The 22,024-nt window shown below is 47.8% G+C and carries 19 protein-coding genes and 1 tRNA gene; 15 read left to right on the plus strand and 5 right to left on the minus strand.

Going from position 1 to position 22,024, the window contains the following annotated elements:
- The first annotated feature begins 235 nt into the window (after positions 1 to 235).
- Positions 236 to 2,854 carry an ATP-dependent helicase gene (locus tag ACLGLO_RS06245; RefSeq protein WP_492128050.1) on the plus strand — a complete coding sequence of 873 codons (2,619 nt, stop codon included), beginning with the start codon at positions 236 to 238 and terminating at the stop codon, positions 2,852 to 2,854.
- 18 nt (positions 2,855 to 2,872) lie between these two features.
- Here ACLGLO_RS06245 and ACLGLO_RS06250 read toward each other — a convergent pair whose 3' ends face one another.
- Complete coding sequence (locus tag ACLGLO_RS06250) at positions 2,873 to 3,343, minus strand: hypothetical protein (protein WP_492128051.1); 471 nt, start codon at positions 3,341 to 3,343, stop codon at positions 2,873 to 2,875.
- A 146-nt stretch (positions 3,344 to 3,489) separates the two neighbouring features.
- On the opposite strand from ACLGLO_RS06250, the gene ACLGLO_RS06255 reads away from it, so the two are divergent.
- Together ACLGLO_RS06255 and ACLGLO_RS06260 are read left to right on the plus strand one after the other, a co-directional pair.
- Positions 3,490 to 4,365, plus strand: a complete 876-nt coding sequence (locus ACLGLO_RS06255) for an NAD(P)-dependent oxidoreductase (RefSeq protein ID WP_492128052.1) — start codon at positions 3,490 to 3,492, stop codon at positions 4,363 to 4,365.
- Positions 4,362 to 4,868: a YbbN family protein gene (locus tag ACLGLO_RS06260; RefSeq protein WP_492128053.1), complete on the plus strand. Its 507-nt coding sequence runs from the start codon at positions 4,362 to 4,364 to the stop codon at positions 4,866 to 4,868. The genes ACLGLO_RS06255 and ACLGLO_RS06260 overlap by 4 nt, the downstream gene beginning before the upstream one ends.
- A gap of 142 nt (positions 4,869 to 5,010) precedes the next feature.
- On the opposite strand, the gene ACLGLO_RS06265 is transcribed toward ACLGLO_RS06260, so the two are convergent.
- The 4 genes from ACLGLO_RS06265 to ACLGLO_RS06280 form a co-directional block, all read right to left on the minus strand.
- Complete coding sequence (locus ACLGLO_RS06265) at positions 5,011 to 6,303, minus strand: RNA-guided endonuclease InsQ/TnpB family protein (RefSeq protein WP_492129156.1); 1,293 nt, start codon at positions 6,301 to 6,303, stop codon at positions 5,011 to 5,013.
- Between the two features lies 1 nt (position 6,304).
- The gene (locus ACLGLO_RS06270) at positions 6,305 to 6,949 is read right to left on the minus strand and encodes an IS607 family transposase (protein ID WP_492128054.1); all 645 of its coding nucleotides are present in this window, start codon (positions 6,947 to 6,949) and stop codon (positions 6,305 to 6,307) included.
- A gap of 49 nt (positions 6,950 to 6,998) precedes the next feature.
- Complete coding sequence (locus ACLGLO_RS06275) at positions 6,999 to 7,577, minus strand: EamA family transporter (RefSeq protein WP_492128055.1); 579 nt, start codon at positions 7,575 to 7,577, stop codon at positions 6,999 to 7,001.
- Positions 7,578 to 7,693: 116 nt separating this feature from the next.
- A tRNA-Leu gene (locus ACLGLO_RS06280) sits at positions 7,694 to 7,778 on the minus strand.
- A gap of 2 nt (positions 7,779 to 7,780) precedes the next feature.
- Between ACLGLO_RS06280 and ACLGLO_RS06285 the strand changes: the two genes are divergently transcribed.
- The 12 genes from ACLGLO_RS06285 (at position 7,781) to ACLGLO_RS06340 (ending at position 22,014) form a co-directional block, all read left to right on the plus strand.
- A complete protein-coding gene (locus ACLGLO_RS06285) occupies positions 7,781 to 8,785 on the plus strand; it encodes an ArsA family ATPase (protein WP_492129157.1) in 1,005 nt (334 codons plus the stop codon).
- 173 nt (positions 8,786 to 8,958) lie between these two features.
- On the plus strand, positions 8,959 to 10,149 hold the full coding sequence (locus ACLGLO_RS06290) for a DUF401 family protein (protein ID WP_492128056.1): 1,191 nt from the start codon (positions 8,959 to 8,961) through the stop codon (positions 10,147 to 10,149).
- A 165-nt stretch (positions 10,150 to 10,314) separates the two neighbouring features.
- The gene (locus ACLGLO_RS06295) at positions 10,315 to 11,565 is read left to right on the plus strand and encodes an MFS transporter (protein WP_492128057.1); all 1,251 of its coding nucleotides are present in this window, start codon (positions 10,315 to 10,317) and stop codon (positions 11,563 to 11,565) included.
- A 67-nt stretch (positions 11,566 to 11,632) separates the two neighbouring features.
- Positions 11,633 to 12,055, plus strand: a complete 423-nt coding sequence (locus ACLGLO_RS06300) for a hypothetical protein (protein ID WP_492128058.1) — start codon at positions 11,633 to 11,635, stop codon at positions 12,053 to 12,055.
- A 10-nt stretch (positions 12,056 to 12,065) separates the two neighbouring features.
- Positions 12,066 to 13,085 (plus strand): hypothetical protein, encoded by a 1,020-nt coding sequence (locus tag ACLGLO_RS06305; RefSeq protein WP_492128059.1) that lies wholly within the window; start codon positions 12,066 to 12,068, stop codon positions 13,083 to 13,085.
- Complete coding sequence (locus ACLGLO_RS06310) at positions 12,976 to 15,009, plus strand: carboxypeptidase-like regulatory domain-containing protein (protein WP_492128060.1); 2,034 nt, start codon at positions 12,976 to 12,978, stop codon at positions 15,007 to 15,009. Before ACLGLO_RS06305 ends, ACLGLO_RS06310 begins: the two co-directional genes overlap by 110 nt.
- Complete coding sequence (locus tag ACLGLO_RS06315; RefSeq protein WP_492128061.1) at positions 14,966 to 16,678, plus strand: type II/IV secretion system ATPase subunit; 1,713 nt, start codon at positions 14,966 to 14,968, stop codon at positions 16,676 to 16,678. The genes ACLGLO_RS06310 and ACLGLO_RS06315 overlap by 44 nt, the downstream gene beginning before the upstream one ends.
- The gene (locus ACLGLO_RS06320; protein WP_492128062.1) at positions 16,675 to 18,501 is read left to right on the plus strand and encodes a type II secretion system F family protein; all 1,827 of its coding nucleotides are present in this window, start codon (positions 16,675 to 16,677) and stop codon (positions 18,499 to 18,501) included. The genes ACLGLO_RS06315 and ACLGLO_RS06320 overlap by 4 nt, the downstream gene beginning before the upstream one ends.
- A gap of 153 nt (positions 18,502 to 18,654) precedes the next feature.
- Entirely contained in the window at positions 18,655 to 19,137 is a 483-nt protein-coding gene (locus ACLGLO_RS06325) for an archaellin/type IV pilin N-terminal domain-containing protein (protein WP_492128063.1), read from the plus strand.
- Positions 19,138 to 19,218: 81 nt separating this feature from the next.
- Complete coding sequence (locus ACLGLO_RS06330; RefSeq protein WP_492128064.1) at positions 19,219 to 21,069, plus strand: hypothetical protein; 1,851 nt, start codon at positions 19,219 to 19,221, stop codon at positions 21,067 to 21,069.
- Positions 21,070 to 21,071: 2 nt separating this feature from the next.
- Positions 21,072 to 21,662: a hypothetical protein gene (locus ACLGLO_RS06335; protein WP_492128065.1), complete on the plus strand. Its 591-nt coding sequence runs from the start codon at positions 21,072 to 21,074 to the stop codon at positions 21,660 to 21,662.
- 10 nt (positions 21,663 to 21,672) lie between these two features.
- Positions 21,673 to 22,014, plus strand: a complete 342-nt coding sequence (locus ACLGLO_RS06340; protein ID WP_492128066.1) for a hypothetical protein — start codon at positions 21,673 to 21,675, stop codon at positions 22,012 to 22,014.
- The last annotated feature ends 10 nt before the right edge of the window (positions 22,015 to 22,024 follow it).

The raw sequence follows: 22,024 nt of genomic DNA on the forward strand, positions 1-22,024 counted from the left end.
ATAATACTGTTTGAAGGCCGGAATCGGCGAAAAAAGGCTACATTTATAATTCTAATTTAAGTCTTGTTTTAGATGGGTATTCCCTCATGTTATTGCGAGGCTTTCATGATTTCGCTAAATCATTGAAAGGAGAAACCTTTCCTCCAAATAGAAGGAAATACGTATTTCAATAAGAACAAAAAGAACATTAGGCGGATTTCACCAGTCTATTTTTAACCAAGGAGGAGCTGCTTCTATGCCGTCTCGAAGGGAGGAAAAAGCGCTTTCGCTGCTTCAGCCATACACTAGAGACTGGATATTGCAGGCATTCGGAGGTCTGACTGAGCCTCAGATACGAGCAATTCCTCTGATAAAGAGAGGGGAAAATGTTCTGATATCGAGCCCAACCGGAACAGGGAAGACGCTGGCTGCGTTCTTGGGCATAATAGACGAGCTCTTCAAAATGGCCTCTGAAGGAAAGCTTGAAGAGAAAATCTATGCCATTTACGTTTCTCCATTGAGAGCTCTGAACAACGACATAAAGAGAAACCTCAAGGAGCCCATAGAGGGGATAAGAAAAACAGCATTGGAGAAGTACGGTATGGATCTCCCTGAGCTCAAAGCTTCTGTGAGGACGAGCGATACGCCTGAAAAAGAGAGGCAGGCAATGGTGAAGCACCCCCCGCACTTCATAATCACGACTCCAGAATCCCTTTCGCTGATACTGGTTTCCCCCCGGTTCAGGGAGAAGCTGAAAGATGTTAAGTGGGTCATTGTAGACGAGATACACGAGATGGCCTCTTCCAAGAGGGGGACGAGCCTCTCCCTAATGCTGGAGAGGCTGGAGTGGCTCGCGGGAAGGCCTCTTCAGAGAATAGGCCTGAGCGCAACAATAGCACCTCTCAGAAGGATAGCGCTCTTCCTTGGGGGGTATGATGAAAGCGGGAAGCCCAGGAAAGTGAAGATAATAGATGCCAGGTTCAAGAAGCCCTTTGATATAAAGGTGATACTTCCAGTCAGAAATCTGACATATTCTACAAGCGAAGAGCTGAATGAAGCCATCTACAGAACTATAGCTGATCTTGTGATGAAGCATAGATCCACGCTGATTTTCACGAACACGCGGAGCGCTACAGAAAGAGTCGTTTACAAGCTGAAGAGCCTGCTGAGCTCTAACTCGATGATAAGCATGGATGATATTGAAGCCCACCACAGCAGCCTGAGCAGAGACATAAGGCTGGACGTTGAAGAGAGGCTGAAGAGGGGGGATCTGAAGGTAGTAGTGTCATCGACTTCGCTTGAAATGGGCATAGACATCGGGTACATTGACTTGGTCCTCCTGCTAAGCAGCCCAAAGAGCGTCAGTAGGCTGCTCCAGAGGGTTGGAAGAGCAGGACACAGGCTTTCTGAGGTAAGCAAAGGCAGGATCATAGTTGTGGATAGAGATGACTTAGTGGAGTGCTCGGTTCTCGCAGAAGCAGCAAGGAAAAGGAAGATCGATAGGGCTTCTGTTCCCATGAAGCCCCTCGATGTTCTTGCTCAGCAGATTGTGGCGATGAGCTTGGAAAGAAAGTGGAGCAAGGATGAGGCATTCAAGCTCGTAAAGAGAGCTTACCCCTACCACGATTTAACCGAGGAGGAATTCGAGAGCGTGCTCAGATATCTTGGAGGGGAAAACAAAGCCCTGGAGGAGACCAACGTTTACAGGAAGATCTGGTACGATCCCGAAGAGGGAACCTTCGGCAGGAAGAGGGGGGCGAGGATGATATACTACCTGAATCAGGGAACAATACCAGATGAGGCGAAATTCAGAGTTTACTTGAAGGGGAGGTTCTATATAGGAGATCTCGATGAAGGGTTTGTTCAGATACTCTCGCCAGGGGACGTGTTCGTTCTAGGAGGGAGGACGTACAGGTTCCTGAAGCTCAGCGGCAACAGAGTATATGTTGAGAGCGCCGAGGGGCTGAGGCCGACCGTTCCCTCGTGGTACAGCGAAATGCTTCCTCTCGCTTTCGATTCTGCCCTGCTTGTTGGAAAGTTCAGGAGTATAGTCGTTGAGCTGCTCGAGAAGAGTGGAATAGATTTGAAAGCAGCGTCGCGGAAGATAGCTGAGGAGATGCTTCTCGATGAGGCTGCGGCTGAAGAAATTGCTGCTTACATAGAAGAGCAGTATCTTTTCACAGGCGGGATTGTAGCAAGCGATGAGCTGATTCATGTTGAGATCTACGATGATGAAAGAGGGAGGAACCTCATATTCCACTCTCTCTTCGGGAGGAGGACGAACGATGCCCTCTCGAGAGCCTACGCTTACATCCTATCTGAAAACTTCAGGATTCCGGTCAGGATAACGGTCAGCGACAACGCATTCGTGCTTGCCGTTCCTGGAAGACCTGAAATCGATGTTATGCAGCTCATCAAAAGCTTGAACCGCAAGAATATCGAGGAAGTTCTGAAAAAGGCCTTGTACAATACCGAGCTCTTCAAAAGGAGGTTCAGGCACTGCGCGCAGAGAGCCTTCATGATACTGAGAAACTACAAGGGGTGGGAGAGGTCGCCTCACAGAATGCAGCTCAGCGCGCAGGCAATACTGGATGCTCTGAGAGAGGATCGCGAGAACATAGTAATAAAGGAGACATTCAGGGAAGTAATGGAGGATCACATGGACGTGAACTCCGCGAAGAAAGTTCTCAAATGGATTGAAGAAGGCAAGATCAAGATCAAGTTCACAGGCCCTAGTGACCTGCCGAGCCCGTTCTCCCACCACATAATTGCCATAGGATATCAAGACATTGTGCTGATGGAGGACAGAAAAAAGCTTCTCATGTCTCTTCACCAAAGAGTATTGGCCAGACTGAAGGAAAAGGGGCTAATTTAAGGAGACCTTTTCCAAGTCTCAAGCGCCTTCATCTACTTGTAATTTCTTAGTTCTTCCAGCAGGGTTACCCCCCGCGTTCGTTTTTTCCATATTTTTGTAGAGCAGTTCATCATGGTTTCCTTTAGGGAAGATGCTCACTTCGAGGATTGATATCAGATATCCTAGAAGTGAGCCGAGAAGGAAGGAATACAGAAGCACAGTAGAGCTCTCGTAGTAGTAAAATACCAGAGATGCTATCACTCCAGCCGATATGTAGGATGCTATGAAGACCACGGAGGCGTAGAAAACTCGAGAGAGCCAGCTGAGGATCGCTATAGCCGCAATTCCTATCACCTCAAACAATCCTTCTGTTAGAAAGCTTCCTGCTATTAACTTCATGAAGAAGAGAAAGGCAGAATACACTAAACCAAGAATAAATCCACCGGAAAAGTCTCCCCCTTCCCTCTCCAGTGCTCTCCTCCTCTCCTCTTCTATATCCCTTTCAGGCAAATTCGCATCACTCTCGTTTTTTGCTGTACCAACCATCTCAAGCTGTAATTGCCAACTTTCGGCTTTCTATTTGTGCAGAAAGTGTTCAGACGTAAAAAGTATTATCTGTTTCGTCTATTTTATTTTTCAACCAGTTAAGGCTTGAGGTGTTTAGAATGAAGATTGGAATCGTAGGCTTTGGTAATCTTGGGAGTGCGATCGCCCAGAAGCTTGTAAAAGAGGGCTTCGAGGTATATGGGTGGAACAGGACTCGGGAAAAGGTTACGAAGGTTGAAGGGGTGAAGCCCCTCCCTTCTCCGTGGGACGTAGAGAAAAGCTCTGAAGTGACCTTCTTTGTTCTCAGCGACGATGAAGCTGTAGAAGAGGTTATTTTGAAGAACGAGGAAAAGCTGAAAGAGCTCCCTAGCGGCACCATCCTTGCCAATGTCTCTACGATAACTCCGTTTATGAGCATGAGGCTCGAGAGGGCTCTTAAGAAGTATGGGATTAAGTATGTGGAGGCCCCAGTATTGGGAGGGCCTCAGGCGGCGCTGAGCGGGGCGCTTGTCTCGCTTCTAGGGGGAGAGAAGGAAGAAGCAGAGCTGGTTTCGAAGGCAACCAGAAAGGTGGCCAAGGAAGTTTTCTATGTGGGTGAGGTCCCAAAGGCGTCAGCTCTGAAGCTCGTATTCAACTCGGGAACCTTCACGGTTGTTGAAATTATCGGTGAAATGCTCTCCCTAGCATCTTCCTGGGGGATCGATGTTGAGACGGTGAGAAAAGTAGCTTCGCAGACAGTCCTCTCAACGATTTTCTCGAACTACCTTCAGAGGGGCCTCGATCCCAGCTTCCCGCCGCAGTTCTACCTCGAGCTAGTTGCTAAAGACCTCTCTTACGCCATATTTTCCGGAAGAAAAGGAGGCAGCTTCACTCCCACTGTTGCTGGAGCATATGAAGCTTACATCTCAGCTGTCAGGTCTGGGCTTGGGAGGAAGGACTATGCTACGATCATAAGATATATGATGGGAGGAGAGAGGCAGGGTTGAGCTCAGAGGACGAACTTAAGAACTTGCTAGACAGACTCATCAGCGAGATCCTGTCTAGGGTTTCTTCGGAATCTTCGCAGCCAGGGGCTTATGAGGTTGGTCCAGCATCGCCCAATGGAATATATATGTTCAGAGATGGCAGCTGGAAGCTCCTGAGAAGCGAAGGCCTTCCTCTCCACCCGGGAGAGATGGGAGACGGCATCTATGTCTTATACTTCGACAACACGAAGTGCCCCGCATGCAGGAGATTTGACAGGGAATGGTTCCCATTCGTGAAGGAAAACAGCGGAAAAGCCATGTTCTTCATAATCCTGTGCGACTGGTTTGCGAGGGAGTGCTCTTCGAAGGCCGCCTCTCTCACATTTACCCTGAATGAAGTGAGGGCATCTCCCACAACGATCTTTTTCAGAGTCGCTGGAGGCGAGATAGCTAAGCAGGAGAGGAACGAGGGAGTTGTCAGCAAGCAGCAGCTTGACGAGGCTCTCTCCAGAGTTATGAGCTGATGAGTGCTTTTTAATTCCGAGATTCCTTCCTTCCTGCTATTACCAACAACATTCCCGCTAGAGTTATCATCATTCCAGCAATTGCTTCTCCGGTGATGCCCTGGTGCAGGGTGAAGTAGCTGAGGATGGTAGCCGTTTCTCCCTAGATGTTCATTCCGATCATTTCACATGTTTTCATGTTCACATCTAGGGAGTTCCACCTCGTCCACAGAGATTTATTTATCCCTATAGGGTCATGGGCGGCCGTCGAGCCCAACGGAACGGGGCTCCCATCTAGAGTTGGGGCACCACCTAGGCTTGGAGCACTGCTCCCATCGCCTAGGTGGGCTCTACGGAGGAGATTCCATACAGCTGCGACATCTCTGTGCCACAGCTCTCCGCCTTTTGAGCACTTCCCGATTCTAGAACCGTTTCTATAAATAATCCTTGAGTTATGTATTGGACAGGTTCTCGATGTATTTCTTGGATCCACGTAGAGCACTGGAACGCCGTATTCCTTTGCTTTCTCCTCTACGGCTTCCTGAACTCCTCTGAAGGATGATTGAAATATCCTGTGCCTGAGCTGCTCGTCTTTGATTTTCTTAATCATTCCTTCAGCAGGTTTATCTCCTAGGTTCTCAAGTATAATAGCACACCGCTTTCTAAATGCATTTCTAACAATTATGTTCGCAATCTTCCACCTGATGTCCTCTTTCCTATGCTTCTCGTTGAGCTTCCTCAGAACCTTCCTCCTAGTCCTCGAATTAGTTCCATATGCTTTATCATACTTCTCCTGAACCCTCTTCCTTCGGTAGTGGTAGCCTAAGACAACATCCTTGGTGTTTGTCTCAAGCAGATATGCAACACCATCAGCCAGCATCGATACATTGTTCTCATTGACATCTACGGAGATGAAGCCTTTTGGCTCATACTCCTCGATGTCTTTGAAGAAGGTCCAGTATACTATTAGCTGTCTGCTCCTTTTATCCAGCTTTACCTTTGCTTCACCAGCTATTTTCCACCCTCTATTTACATACTTCCAGTACTGCTTGTGAGGCTCAACTTCTACGGGTATCCATCCCTTATGAGTAGCAATTTCTATAGATGTATAGCCATTTGGCTTACACAGGTGGTCGTCTAACCATATCGTTATCCTCCTAACCTCTGGTAGTTCTCTTCTTGCACGGCCCTCCTCCTTCAGTTTAAGGAAGCTCTTAGCCCTAGCAGCAGCATCCTGGCATGCTGTGTAAGCGTAGTGAGATGGCAAATGAGGGTAGAGCTTCCTCATCTCACGGTACTTCAATGCCTTGAGCCTGATGAAGCTGCTTATATCATTCCTAGTAGCATAGATTGCTAGTTGTTCAACCATGTTTCTGTACATACCCTCAAGCTCAACAAATACTCTCAACGTTTTCCTCTGGAGCGGGATGCTTCTAACAATAACTGTCCTCGTTATTCTATTCACTCTTCTCAACCTCTTCTAGGAGCTTCCTGAAGCTTTCGGTAAGCTTCTTCTTCCTGTGACTCCTCATTCCATAGAGCTTATCAACAAAGCTTGTCACTATTGCTGTCAAGTCTTCAACTAGTTCTTGATAAGCATCCTTAGGTTCTTCTCCGAAGATGACCTCTATCCTTACGCCATATTGCTTGAAGAAGTACTCTAGGTACTCGAAGCCGAACCTCGTGAGCCTATCCTTATATGCAACGACTACAACATCCACTTGCCTGTTGGCTACATAGTCGAACAGCTTCAGCAAACCTCTCCGCTCCGTGTTCAACCCGCTTGCAATATCGCTTAGAACGTCAACTACTCTGTATCCTTTAGCCGTGCAGTACTGCGTGAGGTACTGTACCTGCCTCTCCAAATCGCCCTTCTGTTTGCTAGAGCTCACACGAGCATATATGATGGCTCTAACTTCCTTACCCGTTACTCCGCTCAACAACCTCTTCACTTCACTTTCAGGAATACGGTACTTACCACCAACTGTTTGAATAGCTCTAATCCTACCCTCCTTAATCCATCTGCGAAGAGTAGGATAGCTAACGCCGAGGATTCTACAAACCTCTTTAGGCCTCAGCAGATGCTCGCTTGTATCGCTCATATTAATCTCTACGAATATATCTGAATATCAACAATTATAAACTTTTCCTCTAATAATCAATACATTTCAGCACCATTAAGTAGGCAGGGAGCACATACGAAAAAAGATCCTCTCCGCCTCTCCTCGAAATTCTTCCTAGCATGAAGTAGCCGGCTGCCAGCAGGGATGCAGCTCCAGCTAGTGCTATGCCCACGAAGCTTTCGTTTTGGAGAGATGGCCTCACCAAAACTGCCACTCCAGCCGTACCCAAAATTATTCCAGCAAGCTGCTGGGCACTCAGCTCCTCCTTCAAAAAGACTCTCTCGAGAACGGATATGACTGCTGGATATGTCACAACTATGGTAGTGCTCAGTGACACAGAAATCATGAAGAGGGACTGCATCCACAGAAGAAAGTGGAGTCCGAGGAGCACTCCTGCTGTGAATGAAGCAGGGGAAAATCGCAGTGGAGAGCTCCCATGATTAAGGAGACCCAACGGAAGAAGCATGAGAAACGAAAAGAGGAGCCTCCAGAACGCAGCGGCGTAAGCATTTGCATTCGATAGCAGGACGAGAACAGAAGCAGAGGAAATGCTCATCCATGCAATTATCATCAATGCAATTGTCTCCCATTTTCTTAAGTTTGCCAACTCAATCTCCTCTGTCTATCGTCTCGCCGTACGCCAAAAACGAAGAAATCCTTCGATGATATGTTCAAGAGCTTCTGCTTCTTTATAAAGTGTTCGACGAAAAGCTTTCAAGAAGGTGCGGGGGGTGGGATTTGAACCCACGCAGGACTGCTCCATCGGAGCCTGAATCCGACCCCTTTGGCCATGCTCGGGCACCCCCGCTCATTTTCCATGACTCATTTTCTCAAGGGGAAAATAAAGATTTTACTCAATTTTTATCCAGAGAGAGCTGGTGTGGAGCAGTGACAGAGGTATTGAGCTTCTGGGGGAAGGGAGGGGTTGGGAAGACGACTATTTCGTTTGCTGTTGCTAAACTGCTTCAAGAGGAGACCCAAAGAGAAGTTCTGTACATATCAACGGATCCCGCGTCTAAGTTCGCTCTGGACAGCATAAATGCTTTCCAACATGAGAGTGAAAGGCACTTCCACTTATCCCTGAAGGTTCTAACAGAAGAAGATGTTAGGAAGCTTTGGAAAGAGAGATTCGGGGAAGAGGTCTACGAAGTAGCGTCTTCATTTCTTCCTGTTGACAGAAGCATAATAGAGTATGTTGCTCGCGCTCCGGGGATTTCCGAGGAGTTCATGCTATACTACATCTGGGATGCTTGGAAGAGCGGAAGATATGATGCTATCGTGTGGGATACCATAGCAGCTGGAGGCAGCTTGGTGCTTCTCGAGCTTGAAAAGGAGCTCTATTCTCACATGGGAGAGGCTGCTCGGCTGTACCTCAGAATCAGAGGGACGCTGGAGAGCATAAGGAGAAAAAACGGAGGAGATCCCCTGAAGCTCATAGAAAGCTGGAAAGGGATGTCGGAATCTATACTGTCTTTCCTCTCTTCTGAGCAGCATAGGGCTTTCATCGTATCAAATCCAGATTCATTTTCCACCAAAACCTCATTATCTCTCTTCGATGAGCTGAAGCAGAATGGAATTGAAGTGAAAGGGTTCATTCTCAATAAAGTTCTCGAAAACGACGTCTGCCCCAAATGCCCTGTGCTGGAATATCAGAGGCAGTCGCAGAATTTCTGGGCTTCTGTTTTATCACAAGAAGCTTCAAAGAGAGAAGCTAGCCTCTGTAAGATCCATTTGATACCTAGTTCCCCTGAAACTGAGGAATTTTTCAGCAGGCTATCGGACGAACTTGTAAAAAATTGCTCTTTTCTTTTTTGAGGTTAGCAGCATTTAATAAATAGGGAAGAAATTCTCGTCGCTTTTTTGAACGCTTTTCCTTTGCACTCTGCTTCTAACTGCACTAATTCCTTAACTTTTTTCTATGCTCACAAACGAATATTAATCGTAAAAGAAAAAAAGCCATTTCGTTGCGCTAAACTAAGTGATAAAACATGCTTGAGCTTGCTGTGATCTTCATATCTTTCGCTCTAATCATAACGCTGGTCTACTTCAAGGCTGACATAAACATTGCTCTCCTCGCCGGAGCATCCGTAATTCTGCTCTACTTTTCAAGGCTTTCATCTCCATATGTCATAGCTTCTACGCTCAAGGATTCGAGAACGATATTTCTCCTGGCAACGTCGCTGACAATATCTCTGCTTGCAGAACTCTACAGGAGGACGGGAGCGATTTCTGAGTTCAGCAGAGGTATTGCCTCAAAGATCAGAACCCCCAAGGGAGTCATAATCATAGTTCCAGCGGTACTCGGCCTCCTCCCCATAGCTGGAGGAGCCCTCATGTCTGCCCCCATAGTAGATGTCATAGGAAAGGAGCTCCAGATGTCCCCTGACCTCATGATTTTCCTGAACGTCTGGTTCAGGCACGTGCTGTTCCTCTTCTACCCTATGGGACAGTCTCTCATTGTAGCTTCAGCAACTATGGGATATGATCCCATATCTCTCGCCGTCCTTCAGCTTCCCATTGCTGGGGTGATGCTTTTAGCTGGGGCGTATTTCATGAGGGGAGGCCAGAAGCTCTCTGAAAGAAAATTTAGCTATGAGATGAGCCTCTGGAAGAGCGGCTCCCCTCTCCTCATTTCGATCGTGGCATCTCTCCTCTTGAACCAAGTCATGGGAAGCTTCGGAATACCGATTGGAATATTGCTAGGCATAGCTTCCCTCCTAATCATTTTGAAGCCGAATATCGGGATCATAAAGGGATCTCTGAAGAGCAGGATGGTAGCATCTCTGACAGCTTCTTCGTTTTCAATAATGCTCCTGCAGCACTCGATCACCGATACCGGGGCGTCCATTGCTATAGGAAGTGCGATCAGAAGTAGCAGCATCCCGCTGATCTTTCTTGAGACAGTCGTACCAGGTATTCTCTCCGGCCTCACATCCTCTACGGTAACGGGGATCGTTACTGTAGCTCCTTTAATATCCTCGTTCCACCAGATATCAATATACGAGGCATCTCTGATATACACGAGTAGCTTCATTTCCTACACTATATCCCCCACCCATCTCTGCCTGATATACACAGCTAACTACTTCAACAGGGGTGTTGGAAGCAGCTACAAATACATGCTCCCAGCAGCGATTGCAGTAATTGCGTTCACAGTTATCTACTACATGCTGATTTGATGAGCAAGTCTCACAATAACTAGGTATCTTTATTGAAGCTTCGAGGCAAAGCATAAATTCTTTGAAGATTTATTTGCTTTTGAAAAATTAAAGCATTCTCAGAACTGAACTTAAAGATTCAGAATGAAGGAAAAGAAGCGTGCCTGAAGCTACGGTGGGATCGATTTGGATAAATCATCGCGGATCCTTTACTCGAGCATCTTCGCCTTCAGCTTCACCACAGCTGTCATCAACCTTACCTCAGGACTGAGGATCTACTCTCTAACGGGCTCTCCATCTCTCCTATCCCTCACCACATTCATCTACAACATATTCTACTTGCTAACAAGCTACTACTATGGGAAGATCGCCTACAAGAGGTTTTCAACGATCGAACTCATCTTGATATCCTTCGCTCTCATTGGATCCTCGTCTCTTCTCATGGCCCTTCTCTCCAATCCCTATGCAGTTTTGTCGATGAACGCCTTCTTCGGAATGGGGGCAGCTCTGGGCTCACCCACTCTCACCTCTGCTATTGTGAACTACCTCATAAATGACAGCATCGCTGTTACGAGGTATAACATCCTCGTGAGCCTGGGCACGATATTCGGTTACCTATCTGCATCGTTTCTCGGCTTCCTCCCTCCGCGGGAGATCCTCATTCTGAACGGGGCAATTATTCTAGCAGCGGCCCCAGCATCCTTCTTCCTCCCGCAGAAATTCAGAGCGAAAATGCCGGAAAAGGTCGCCCTCGCTCCAATGCTTTCCCACCTCGTTGGAAAGATGAGGTCTCTCCCCTCAATGGTCGTGCACTGGGAAAGGATCATATCATTTGGGGAGATCGGAAGGGAAATGAGAAAAATGCTGAAAGTTAGGATTGGAAGGGCCACGACGCTGACGCTCATCGGAACAGTCGTTCTGTTCACTGCTATCAACATCTTCTTCACCCCCATGCCCGCTTATCTCAGAATCTTCGGTTACAGCGACAAGGAGATATATGCACTATACTTGCTGAGCAACTTGACAACCCTCCTCCTATATGACTTTACCAGGAAAGCGGTCGGAGGCTGGGAGCAGAGCTGGAGGATCCTCCTCGCTTCAGTTTCCTTCAGGCCCATCCTCTTCCTCCTCCCATTAGCTACAGTAATATTCCCCTACAAAATCGTGTTCCCGATCCTCTACGTCTCGATAGGAGCAACTTGGGCTGGGATCTCCGCATCTCTTCCCCTCATAATGATGATGCACGTTCCTCCTGAAAGGAAGGGGGAATCTGTGAGCAAGATGAATGCTATGACGGGAATCGGAGCTATTCTGGGTTCGTTCACAGCAAGTATACTCTCAATCTACGGGATGATATATACTTCGATAGTCGCAGCCTTATGCGTGTCTGTTGCACTGTACATCTTCAGAAAGGCCTCTCAGGCTCCAGTCGAGTGAAGTGATCTGTAATCTATTTATATTAGAAGATAGAAAATCTTGTTAATGATCGGGGTGTTTTCTGAGCATGAGCGCTCAATCTACAATGCTTGAATTCGAAAACCTTGAGAAGCTCAAGCAGTTTACAGACAAGAGGATAGCGGAGATAAGCGCAGAGCTCGGAGAAGTTCTCAGAAGGGTTGACATGCTACATAGCACTCTCGAGGTCAAGAAGAAGTTCTTCGATGTTCTGAACATTAAGACTCAAGAGAAGCCATACGAGGGGATCAACCTCGGAGGGGAGGTCATCCTAATGGTCGATCCCCCAGCGGAGGCCTTGGTGAACATATATGAAGCCCTTTCGGAGAATCTCAACAAGAAGCTCAGCGCCTACAGGAACTTGAAAAATGCCCTCGCTAAGATACCATCGAGCCCAGAGCTTCAACTCTCGGCAACCCTAATCCTTGAGAACGACATCCCAAAATACATACTCATAAGAACGTCCAAGTAGGTATCCTGACTTGAATTTGAAACATTCCGCAACCATCCTTTCTTTCACTTTCATAGTTCTCTTATCACTGTACTTCTCATCGGTAGAAGCTTCTTCTCAGTCTGTGGAAAGCATCAGCTTAGTTGACCTCGAGAAAACAATTGAGAAGCCCTTCATTTACACTATGGAGGCATCTTTTCAAAACCCATTCATCATCAGCGGAGGTCAAGCAGTGCTTTACCAGCCGTCTCCCAACTCAATGGAAATATACAACTACTTCACGAATTCAATAATATTCAGGTATTCGACTAACGGAATGATTACAAGTGTCGATGAAGACGGTTCTATCCTTGCTGTAGGTACCGAAAGAGGAGAAATCATACTAATCGATGAGTCTTCCAACTATTCAGCGAGAAGGTTCGAAGCAGGATTCGGATCAGTCTTCCGCATTCAGATTCTCTCCGGGAGGTACGTCTTTGCTCTCTTTTCCGATGGTACCATGTCAGAATACGATATTGCAAGCGATTCCTGGACATCATATAGGACTTTTTCGGTTTCTTCTTCAACTGAGACCGTTCAGCAGTACCAAGTTCTTGACTTGTGGAAAGATGGAGGAACCCTTCTGCTTCTCTGCTCACCTTCCTACTCCCCGATAGGAAAGATATACTTCCAGCTAATTCCTCAGACCAATGAGACAGCTGTATCCGGAGTGAGGGTGATATTGAATTTCACAGACACGGGCTTCACCCTTTCAGGTACTACAGATGACGAGGGGTACATCGAATTCGGCGTTCCGCCCGGCGAAAACGCATCGTCGCCAGTATCGATATACATCTCTTCACAGAAGGCTGGGTTCTTCTATTACCTCCAGTCAACTGTTGGAGACCTGATGAACAAGCTTAATTCAATAGCATACCCTCCTCCCGTTCAGCTCATCTCTTTTGACCTACATCGCCAACAACTACGTCTTGTACTCCGCTGTTCCAATTCCGGGGGGACTGAAGCTCACCGGTTCTTTTCCGTTCTCGGCCGACAAAGTCTTCGGAATTAAAGCAGAAGACGGCTCTCTCGGATTCAGATACCTGCTTCTCATATCTTCAGGGGGGCAGCTAGTAATGGAGAGGCTGACCCAGTCTCTCCAGCTGACAGGAAAAGACACTTACTACATGTCAGCCGTATCATCTTTCGATGCCGACATCTCTGGAAGCTTCGTCGCTGTTGGGTTCTCCGACGGAACCCTGATTTCCTTCAAGCTGGGACCGAATGGATATAAGGTCTTTCACAGCTACAAGCTGACCTCTTCTCCCTCCGTAATCAGAGTTGAATCTTCATCTCCCCTCTCCATCATAGCATATGATGGCTCCTACCTCAGCGCTCTCATCTACTCGGACGGAAACCTCACTCTCTGGCCGATACTGAGGAGCGAGAACAGCTTGGGATACTATGTGGGAGCCCCGCTTGCTCTTCCGGGAACAGATGACACAATGCTGTTCTTCTTCCCTAGCCATGCTCTTGTCATCGACGGGCTCAAGGAGATATTCAGCTTTGAGACACTGGACTTGACAACGAGAACGCTGGGGACAGTGAGTTTCAGCATATTTGGAGAAGACGGGAGCATCCCTGGGGAGCTAAGGGCCGTGATGAGCGGGAGGATAACTTACTCTGCAGCTGGAAACGGCTCTTCTCCAATAATAATGAGGAACGTGCTTCCAGGAAACTACACCTTGAGCGTATATCCATCTCAGAACATATACGATCCAGTAACTGTTCCCATTGCAATAGCCGGAAGCGGGGTCTTCAACGTTTCCCTCCCCCTGCATCAGTTCAACTTGACGGTTAGCCTTACAGATGCTCTGAGCGGTGGGCCTCCGAAGGGAACCTTCTCCTACTCCTTCTCCAAGCAGGGCGTCAGCTTAGCTTCAGGCACGTGGGATCCCTCTTCAGGCATGCTGCACTTGAATGCCACTTACGGGAGCTACACGCTCACCTTGAACCCGCAGTTCTCCTCAATATATCCTGCGATTAAGTTGCCAATTTCGGTTCCCGAAAATACCAGCATATCAGTAACTCTCCAGAGGCAGAGCTACCTATTCGGCGTTCAGGTCATCGATGCGCTCACGAAGAGCCCAGCGTCAGGCACATTCGAAGTCACTGTAATAGACACGATGAACAGAACGCATACAGGCGTAACCGATTACGGCACCATTGCCTACATTTCGATGGATGATGTTGGAGACATGACTACACTCGTCACTCCCTCGGACAGCAGGAGCTCCCAAATGTATTATCCGCTGGAGACTTCTGCTTTCGTTTCAACGCAGCTCGTCAACCCCGTGCTCGTTCAGAGAAGGAACTACACACTTGCGATCACAGTCATGGATCTCGATACTAACATCCCAGCTACCGGAGCAACCGTGAAAGTAGCCTCCTACTCTTCAACTTTGGGCCCGAACGGTACAGTTTCCTTCGTCCTACCAGCCGGTAATTATACCGTATATGTACAGGGAGGGATATATGTCTCTTCCCAGAAAGCGGTTGATCTTTACAGCAATTTATCCATTTCAATTGGAGTGAGGAGAATAGTCGGTACTCTCACGGTTAAGGTGATCCAGCCCGGAGGGACTCCTCTCTCGAATGCATACATAAGCATCGATGGAATAGACAACGTCAATTCATACACCTTCATTACAGATATCACCGGAGAGATTACCGCCAACATCCCCCTCGGTCTTTACAAGATAACAGTATCAGCTCCGGACTACGTTACTCAGGTTCAAGTCTGGAACATCTCATCCCCCTCTCCCCAGACGCTCGAATTCAGGATGAGCTACACCATATTGGGATACTTCAAGGTCTACGGAGTATACGTCCTCATAATCGCTGTAGCAGTTGTCATCATACTCTACATGAGGAGGTACGTCAAGAAGAGGCTTGATCTGCTGGCGCAGAGAGAGCTGGAAGAGGAGGTGTTCTGAACTGCTCTCCCTTAGGCTCAGAAGAGATGAAAAAGAAAGGGCCAAAGCCGAGGGCAGGAGAGAGCAGCCCCTCTCCTTCGAGAAGCTGTTCGAAGAAGGAACGACTCTGTACCACATGCAGAGAGCTGGTGGAGCAGTCTTCGCCGAGGTAGGCCCCAACTACAGAGAAGTGGAGAGATACCCACTAAACCCTCCGTGGGCTTATGCGAGGATTCTGTTCAACAGGGAGGACGGCACTTACCTGTATGCGGTTGATGAGGTCTCTCTCTCACCTCTCGAGAGGAAAGTCTACGGTATTTTGTTCAACATAATGATCCACGAGCTTCAACCTCCTCCCAGCGGCGTGGACATAATGCAGTACTTCAGAGAGAGGGCTAGGGAGATCCTCAGGAGATACGCCATCAGGATGGGCAGAACCCCAGGAGTTTCATGGGCTAAAATGTTGTACTACATAGAGAGGGACGTGATCGGGTACGGCTACATCGATCCCCTAATGAGAGACCCGTACATCGAGGACATTTCCTGTGATGGTGTGGGAAAACCCATCTACGTCTGGCACAGGAACTACGAGAGCCTCCCAACAAACTTGAGGATCGATGACGAAGACGCTCTGGACAGCTTCCTTGTCAGGCTCTCTCACATGGCTGGGGCCCACATAAGCGTAGCATTCCCGATAGTCGACGCCATTCTTCCTGGGGGGCACAGGCTCGCCGGAACATTCAAGAAGGAGGTTACCACAAAGGGCTCAACATTCACCATAAGGAAGTTCAGGGAGGATCCGATAACGCTCGTAGACATGATTGGGTGGAACAATCTCTCCGAGGAGATGGGAGCCTATCTGTGGATCATGCTTGAACACAAGATGACGGGGCTCGTCCTCGGAGTAACCGGTTCTGGAAAAACAACGGCCCTGAACGCAATCGCCTCTCTCATAAGGCCCTCAATGAAGGTAGTTACCATCGAGGACACCCCCGAGCTCAGGCTCCCCCTCGAGAACTGGGTCCAGCTCGTTACAAGGCAGAGCTACGGGATAGGGACGGAGAAGATCGGGGAGATAAGCCTATTTGACCTGATTAAGGTCAGCCTGAGGTACAGGCCAGACTACATAATAGTTGGAGAGGTCAGGGGAGAGGAAGCCTATGCTCTGATGCAGGCAGTTGCCACCGGCCACGGAGGCCTTACCACCCTCCACGCGGAAAACGTAGTTCAAGCCATAAACAGGCTGACGAGCGAGCCTATGAATACTCCAAAGTCGTTCATTCAGTTCCTCAACTTCGCCCTAGTAACCAGGAGGCAGATGATGATATCTCCCGATGGTAGCTTCCAGATCGTGAGGAGGGTGACCAACCTCTGGGAAATATTGGACTACGGAGAGTACCAAGAGATATTCAGGTGGGATCCCTCGAAGGACATCCACACAGCTGATATATCCAGGAGCACAATGCTCAAGAAGGTTGCAGAGATGAGGGGCAAGGACTGGAGCTGGATAGTCAGCGAGCTTGAGAACAGGAAAAAAGTTCTCGAGTACTTGAGGATCGAGGGCAAAAGGTTCTACCTCGATATAGCCAAAGTGATAAGGATGTACTACCAGAAGCCTGATGAGCTCATGCGCGAAGTGGACGAGAAGCTGAGGAACAGGAGGGAGGGGCAGGAAGGGAGGAGAGGTTGAGCAGCAAAAGAGAGAAGAATAAAAGATTTTCCCTTTCCCTCGTTTACGAGAGGATCGCGCTAGCGTACTTTGGCAAGTATGGGAAGAGTCTGGCGAAGGCCTACGAGCTTGAGGACAAGCTAACAAAGGCCATGATATTCACACACCCAGTTGTCTATGCTTCGAGGCTTCTGATGGACACCTTCCTCCTGGCAGTTCCCTCAATAATTGCAGCTCTGGTTCTGCTCGCGGAATACAAGGCTCTCTACTCCCTCCTCGGGGCCATGGGGGTAGTTATCCCCGTTCTCATTTTCTTCATCCCAGCCTTCTACTTCCTGCTGAGGATAGCTCTCCTCTCCTCAGCAATCTCCTCCAGAGCGCATGAAGTTGAGTCGGAGCTCCCCCTCTTCGCTTCCTACATAACATCGATGGTGGTCTCGGGGATAAGCCCAGAGAGAGTCATAGAAACTATTGCCGAGTCGAACCTCTTCCATGCCATAAGGAGGGAGGCCCAGCTCATAAGGAGGAACATGAAGGTCCTAGGGCTCGATGCACTGAGTGCAATTGAGACTGTTGCAAGAAACCATCCGAGCAAGGAGTTCAGAGAGTTCATGATGGGGTACACTTCAACCATAAGGGGAGGAGGAGACGTCTCTCACTACCTCCAGCTGAAGACTGAAGCCTACTTCAAGGAAAAGGAGAGGGACATGGACAAGCTCGTGGAGAGGGTAAGCCTGTCCCTGAGCACCTACCTGATAATCTATGTTCTCGTTGGGCTCACGATAAACATAGTCATAGCCATTCAAGGCGCAGGCCTCGCCAGGTTCATTGGCTCAGCGACAAACGCAACTGCCATGATAGTCCTCTTCAACTTCATCCTCATGCCCATGATAACAGTCTTCATGATATTCATCATAGGAGGGACTCTTCCGAAGTACCACGTCACTTACACCGAGCCCTACCTCACGCTCTTCGTCTCAGTCCCAGCGGGAGTCCTCGTCTTCTCAATAATGATGGCTCTTGGCGGCTACAAGGCATTCATAATGCCCGATCGAGTGAACATGACCGTGGCGATTCTGGCCATCGGGGCAGCATTCATAATAGCTTCAGCATTCCCCATGATAGAGTGGAGGAGGATAGATAGGAGGGAGAGGGGGGTGGTGAAATATTTGGGGAGCTTTCTGACAGACCTCTCAGAGATAAGGAAAGCAGGCCTGAACCCCGAGAAGAGCATCATCTACCTGAGCACAAGGGACTACGGAAGCTTCAACCCAATACTGAAGAAGCTCTCAGCCTCCCTCCAGGTAGGGCTGAATATAAAGAAGGCCGTGAGGCTGGCAATCCTAGGGTACAAGAACTGGTTCATGAGGACGATAATGAGGATGCTCGTGGACATCATAGAGTACGGCGGAGGCACCCCCCAGCTGCTGGATACAATAGCATCGTACGGCAGGAGGCTCGCGGATTTCGAGAACCAGCTTAAAGCTGCTCTGAGAACCGATACATTTCTCCCGTACCTCGGATCTATATTGAACATCGTTTCAACGGTTATGATAATCTACCTCATGGTGAGCTCGATCAACATTATGCAGCCGATGTCTCCTGGAGGTCCAGCAGGAGGAAGCCTTGCAGTCAACCCAATATACCTGGCTACGCTGACATTTCAGCTCCTCCTCAGCTTGATCCTGAATTCGTGGCTCGCTGGGCTTTTGGTCGGAAAGGCGGTCACAACCAGTGTGGCAGGGGGCTTCAAGCACTCCGCCATTCTCACAGCCGTCAGCATAGCTGTAGCTGTGGTAACTGTTGATGTTCTGCTCGGGCCTCTCTTCAGCATGACTGGATAGCAGTATTACTTTTCTTTCAAAAAACAAACGCACTTCTTATAATTAACTTTATATATGAGGAGCTGTCAATAATAATGTTTTGTAGAAAATGTTCCATTTTTTTATATACCTAGAGCATAGTTTAGAAAAGAAGTTGAAGGTGGAAACATGAAAATGAAGGCAATCTCCCCAATTATTGCAACGGTAATACTGGTAGCAGTAACGATAGCCCTTGCCGTAGGAGTAGCGCTGTGGTTGTCAGGGCTCATAGGAGGAGCTGGTTCAAGAGAGCAGCTTCAGCTGATGCCTGACAGCGCCTTGTACGTAAAGCAAAGTGATAGTAATTACCAGCTTGACAACCTAACACTGCATATAAAGAACGCTGGCTCCATTGATTCAAAGATAGTATCAATAAAAATTGACTCAACGAATGTACAAACAGGTCAATCTAGTCAACTTGGTTATGTATATAACACTACAACAACTACAACAACCATTCCTTTTATCGTAAAGGCTGGCCAGGATGTGTGGGTGAACATCACTAAAAATAGTGTTTCAGGAATAACAATCACTCCAAGTAAAGCCTACAAAATCACAGTATATACTGATGCAGGAGGAAGCTACTTCATAGAGCTGACCCCAATAGTCACATCGTGATAGCAAAAGCATAAGCTAGTGAAAAAATAAATAAACTTTTTTTAACTATTTATAAAATGATAAGTTTTTGAGGAAACAGCATTGAGAGGAAGCGCAAATATAATAGCGGGCATAATATTCATAATAATACTGGTAACCCTCATATTTCCCCTCCTCCAGACCTATCTGAGCTCATCGACTAAATACGCCATAAACGTAAATCAGATGGCTGGGAACGCTGTAACCAGGCTCAACAAGGCCCTCTCCCTAACACTTTTCTCTGATGGCACTCTCATCATTGAAAACAGTGGGACTTCAACTGAGAAGATCTCCTATTTGATATTGAACTCTACTGGGAGCCTGATTTTCGTCCCAATGAACTCCTCATCCCTCAGCTTCCTCTCCCAGTTCTCCCCATCTCTCATCGGAAACGCCCAGTTCACTCCTTTCTACCTATCCTTGCCTCCTGGCTCCTCCCTCTCGCTAAAATTCCCCCTCTATCAGTACCTTCCAGTAGCAGTAACAACAGTTGACGGAGCAATAGCTTATGTTCAAACTTCTGGGGTTTCTAGCAATACCAACTACAATTACAACAGCAATCTCCCCGGAGGGGTAAGCTATCTCCTCAACCCTGTAACCTTTTTCACTTCTGACCTCGAAAAGGAAATGGAAAGCGGAAAAATCAAATTTGATATGAGTCTCATAAACGTTCCTACCCCATCAACAATCGCTAATCTGACGGGCGGCGTTCTCAGGATCAAGTCTGATAGTGATCTGTCTCAAGCGTATCCCTTAATGCTATACAAGAGCTGTACAAATGTTATGGTTCATATAAGCTTGGATCTTACAGGGAACGCCTATATAGGCTATCAGCCGGAGTGGGAGAACGATCCTAACAGCAATAACAACTTCCCCGTCTTCAATATTCTGCTGGCAGGGGCGATGGCTTCTGGGGGCTTCTTCAATGTGACTGGGGATTCCTGCTCTTTTAACATAACTTACATATATAGCAATAACCCGAATAAAAGCGACTGGAGCTCTTCGGATCCTTCCTCATCTTTCATCGCTGATTGGTTTAATGGGAAAGCCAATGGGTCCACCTGGAGGATAAAGATCGAGGGCCTGAACGCCTCTCAAATTGCTGTGAAGTACTACATCTACAATATCTCTTCTGGAAACTTCAATTACATTTGGAAAAACGGAACCCAGGCCATCGGCAAATATTACTATGGCAACATTGATATAACTAAACAAAACCAAGATCTCCAAGTTGCAACCCCTCCTATCAGCATCATATTGAACGGAACGGTGAGCTCTTTGAAATTCTATGGAATAAATACATCTCTCACAGGAAAGCCAAGCACCTACGATCCATATCTGCTTATAGCTGATACCGACGGAAACAGATACCCGGAGCTTATATTCACAACAGAAGACCTCGTGTTCTCATACAAGCCAACCGGAGGGGGAAATCAAAAATCTTATACAGTTGCTGACTCATATGGAAATTGGGTTGCCGTAGACTACACAACTAAGCCCCTGCAGCTTATCCTCTCGCAAGTTGCTTTCAATGGAACCCAATATCTTGGCGTCAACGTCGTGGCATCTCTGTTTTTCCACGACAGCGTTTACGACACCTATGAGCTCCAGACAGTGAGAGCCACAGACAGAGCTTTAATTTCATTAGCAGTTGTAGACGTGAACAACAGCTACGCGATAGTCAGCTCCAGGAACTTCACCTACCAAGACTTAGCATCTCTGGAGTCCACATTTCCCCCAAGCACCTCCTCATTTTCAGTGAACGTCGCCCTGCCAATTCCAAACACCCCTCACCTCTACGAAGTAGCCGTCTCATTCTGGGATCCCTACTCTTTTGACTTGGACGGAACGAACAACGACGAGGTAACCACAGGCTTGGAGTTCATAGGGTTCCAGCTCTACGCGAGAGGATAAATATGAGGGGGTCTAGCGAGCTCATCTCAACAGTTATACTTGTGGCTGCCGTGCTCGGAATGGCTTTCGCTCTCTGGGGCTATGCTCAGTCCTCAGCAACGCAGCTGAAATCCTCCCAGACAATCCAGAACATGATAGCGGAGAGCTCAACGAAAATAACGGTGCTCAGAGTCTTCTCCCAGCCTCCCCAATACGTCTTTCAAGTCTCCTACTCAGCCAATTCAACAATCTATGCTGCTCTCCTGGGAATAAGGGGCAGCTCCTTCATATTCAGCTCTCAGGACCAGATCCTTATTCCCTATGTAGCGAGCGGCTTTGCCAACCTCAGCGATTCAACTCAATGGATTACTCCTCCCGCATCTCAAGTTTCATCCTCGAGCGTAATGATCCAGCCTATATACAGCTCCGACAGCTCCTACTACTCCCTAGATCTCTGGTTGGGTGGGAGGACCGTAAGCCTCTACAGGCTCGACTTCTCCTCTTCTCCAGCCATTCTTCTCCAGGTCAATGCATCTGGACAGTACACCGAGGTCCTCGTCTTCTTCATACAGATAGAAGATAAATACTGGGCTTTCGCATACTACTATCTCTGAGGAGGAAGATATGGAAGACATCAGCAGGTTCTTCATCAAGAAGATGATATTTGAGCTCAATAATGAGGAAATCGAGGTCACTTACTTCCATCCTATAAACGAAAAAGTTGCCAGGAAGGCAGCGCAGCAGTTCCTTTCCCCCCAGCTCATGAAGGAGATTGAGGAGGTGAGGAGCAAGTGCAACATAAGCGACAGAGCAACAGTTCACGAGCTAATGGGAAAAGGATGGAAGGTCGACGACGGCATAGGAGGATTCTCGAAGGAATTTGAGCTCGAAGGCTCGGATGTCAGGGCTATAGCAGGCGTTTCATGCGATGACAAGAGGCTCAGCATTGCCGTTTACAGAGCTTAGGCTGATGCAC

The sequence above is a fragment of the Fervidicoccus sp. SLHALR4 genome (genome assembly GCF_058692745.1).

Excerpts from the sequence above, each read along its gene's own strand:
- ACLGLO_RS06290 (WP_492128056.1), top strand. The coding sequence starts at position 8,959 with ATGCTTGAGCTTGCTGTGATCTTCATATCTTTCGCTCTAATCATAACG.
- ACLGLO_RS06335 (WP_492128065.1), top strand. The coding sequence starts at position 21,072 with ATGAGGGGGTCTAGCGAGCTCATCTCAACAGTTATACTTGTGGCTGCC.
- ACLGLO_RS06245 (WP_492128050.1), top strand. The coding sequence starts at position 236 with ATGCCGTCTCGAAGGGAGGAAAAAGCGCTTTCGCTGCTTCAGCCATAC.
- ACLGLO_RS06340 (WP_492128066.1), top strand. The coding sequence starts at position 21,673 with ATGGAAGACATCAGCAGGTTCTTCATCAAGAAGATGATATTTGAGCTC.
- ACLGLO_RS06325 (WP_492128063.1), top strand. The coding sequence starts at position 18,655 with ATGAAGGCAATCTCCCCAATTATTGCAACGGTAATACTGGTAGCAGTA.
- ACLGLO_RS06300 (WP_492128058.1), top strand. The coding sequence starts at position 11,633 with ATGAGCGCTCAATCTACAATGCTTGAATTCGAAAACCTTGAGAAGCTC.
- ACLGLO_RS06270 (WP_492128054.1), bottom strand. The coding sequence starts at position 6,949 with ATGAGCGATACAAGCGAGCATCTGCTGAGGCCTAAAGAGGTTTGTAGA.